Source organism: Yoonia sp. (assembly GCF_036007805.1).
Classification (GTDB): Bacteria; Pseudomonadota; Alphaproteobacteria; order Rhodobacterales; family Rhodobacteraceae; genus Yoonia.
The window spans coordinates 1-2,632 of sequence record NZ_DASYOK010000262.1; the positions used below are offsets into that span (position 1 = coordinate 1).

Sequence of the window (2,632 nt, forward strand, 5' to 3'; positions counted from 1 at the left end):
ATCAAGATCATACCGACCTCCGGCGTTCCCGCCGGGGGTTTTCTTTTGGGGGCTGCCTTTAGGGTCCTTATTGCATCAGACCTTTGGCCGGCAGCCCCATCCTGTTCGGCAGTTGCAGATATGGCCTGACGCCTGTGCGAAATTGTAATGCTGCTCTAGGCGGGACGCAGCCGTCCGCAGCGGAGTGCATCAAGGTTTGCTGTGCGCATGAAACGATGCGGCCATGACGTGCGGCGTATCTCCGCATGGCGCGCGCCAGAGCGTCATACTGTTTGACGCGCGGCGCGAAAACCAATAGCCATCTCGTCACCAGGGGCGCCGCAAGGCTGAGATGTACCCTTTGAACCTGAACCAGATAATGCTGGCGGAGGGAGGTCGTATGTTTCTTTGCGCTGCATACTCAGTCCCTCTTTTTGCCTGCAAAAAAGAGGAAAGACTATGGCCGCACCCGATCTTCTGACAGCCCTACGAGACGAAAAACCCCTCGTGCATTGCATGACGAACTATGTGGCGATGAATATCGCGGCAAACGTCGTTTTGGCGGCAGGTGCCTCGCCTGCGATGGTGCACGCAGCCGAAGAGGTGGCCGAATTCACGCCCCTCTGTGGTGCGCTTTCAATCAATATCGGGACAATTTCAGCACCCTGGTTTGCCAGCATGACAGAGGCGGCAAGTGTGGCGAACACGCACAATATCCCATAGGTTCTGGACCCAGTCGCGCATTTCGTCTCAGAGTATCGCCGGGGTGCAGCGCAAAAACTATTGTCTCTGCGTCCCGCGATTGTCCGTGGCAATGCGTCTGAAATACTGGCGCTCGCGGGCGAGGCGGGTGCCGGAAAAGGGGCTGATAGCGGGGATAGTGTGACGGCTGCACAGGGCGCTGCAACGGCGCTTGCGGTGAAGTTCGGCACGGTCGTTGCGGTCACTGGCCCCGTTGATTACCTGACCGATGGCAAGCGAGAGGCAGAGGTCTCGGGTGGCTCGGCCCTGATGCCACAGGTCACCGCGCTGGGCTGTTCGCAGGCCGCATTAATGGGGGCCTACGCCGCGACGGGCCCTGCATTTGATGCAGCCCTTGCGGCCCTCGCGCATTTCAAAGCCGCAGGAAGCGCCGCCGCAAAGCGCGCGCACGGTCCGGGTAGTTTTCAAATGCATTTCCTTGATGCGCTTGCCGCAGCCCAGCCCGCTGATCTGGCGCAGGTCATAGGCTGATGGGGACCCTCAGAAATCAATTGCGTCTCTATCTGGTCACCGACCCGCGGCTTTGCGCAGGGATCGGCGTTGTGGAGACCGTGCGCCGCGCTGTGGCGGGCGGTGTGAGCATGGTTCAGTTGCGCGACAAAGACGCCACGACCGCCCAGCGGACCGATCTGGCAGTCGCCCTGAAAACTGCTTTGCACGGCACCGGCGTGCCGCTGGTGATCAATGATGATGTGGTCGCGGCAGCAGCGGCCAATGCGGATGGCGCGCATATCGGGCAGGGGGATATCTCGCCAGCACAAGCGCGCGCGATCCTTGGTCCGGACAAAATCCTCGGGCTGTCGTGCGAAACGCCGCGAGCGGTGCGTGATGCTGACGCCTCTTTGGTTGACTACCTCGGTCTGGGCCCTGTGTTTGGCACGGCAACGAAAACCGATCATGCGCAGCCGATAGGTTTCGACGGTTTGGCGCAGCTGGTCGCGCTGTCATCCTTGCCGAACGTGGCGATTGGCGGTCTGAAGCCCGATCATATCAGCGGTGTTCTCGCAAGCGGTGCAGATGGCATGGCCGTTGTCTCTGCCATTTGCGGGCAGCCTGACCCGTGCATCGCATCCCGTGCATTCGCGACGTTCCAACCGGAGGGCCGCGCATGATACCCAACGTGCTGAGTATTGCGGGGTCCGACCCGTCGGGCGGGGCCGGCATTCAGGCCGACATCAAGGCGATTTCCGCCAACGGTGCATTTGCGATGGCCGCCGTCACGGCTTTAACGGCGCAGAATACCACGGGTGTCACGGGCATCCATCTTGTTCCGCCCGCCTTTGTCCAAGACCAGATTGCAGCCATCTTTGCCGATATCCGCGTTGATGCTGTCAAAATCGGGATGATCGCAAATGCAGAAATTGCGTCCGCAGTGGCTGAGGCACTGGCCGGGCATCAAGGGATCCCGATTGTGCTTGATCCTGTGATGATCGCCAAAGGTGGCGCGGCATTGCTGCAACCGGACGCAGTACGAACGCTGCGTGACGTGCTTTTGCCTATGGCTGCGGTGGCGACGCCGAACCTGCCCGAAGCTGCCCATTTGCTGGGTGTTGCCCCTGCGACCACGCGTGATGCGATGGCAGTGCAAGGCAAGGCGCTCTGTGATCTGGGTGCGACGGCAGTGTTGATGAAGGGCGGTCATCTTGAGGGGCCGGACAGCCCCGATTGCCTTGTGACCAATGACGATGTGACGTGGTTTGAGGGCCTGCGCACCGCAACGGCAAATACCCATGGCACCGGTTGTACGCTCTCGTCTGCCTTGGCGGCGCATCTCGCCAAAGGGCTCAGCGTCGCGCAGGCCGCATCCGCCGCCAAATCCTATGTTGCAAAGGCCATTGAACGGTCTGGTGATTTGTCCGTCGGCAAAGGCCACGGCCCCACGCACCATTTT

2 protein-coding genes, 1 pseudogene and 1 riboswitch are annotated in these 2,632 nt (G+C 60.8%); all 3 genes and pseudogenes read left to right on the forward strand.

The features are described 5' to 3' along the window. Positions 1-301 precede the first annotated feature (301 nt). A riboswitch (TPP riboswitch) is annotated at positions 302-390 on the forward strand. Positions 391-438: 48 nt separating this feature from the next. After that, positions 439-1,212, forward strand: a pseudogene (gene thiM, locus VGP75_RS14225) (hydroxyethylthiazole kinase). Beyond that, positions 1,212-1,853: a thiamine phosphate synthase gene (thiE, locus tag VGP75_RS14230; protein WP_327544296.1), complete on the forward strand. Its 642-nt coding sequence runs from the start codon at positions 1,212-1,214 to the stop codon at positions 1,851-1,853. Before thiM ends, thiE begins: the two are co-directional and overlap by 1 nt. After that, positions 1,850-2,632, forward strand: a 783-nt coding sequence (thiD, locus tag VGP75_RS14235) for a bifunctional hydroxymethylpyrimidine kinase/phosphomethylpyrimidine kinase (RefSeq protein WP_327544297.1), incomplete at its 3' end; no start/stop codon positions are given. The genes thiE and thiD, both read left to right, overlap by 4 nt.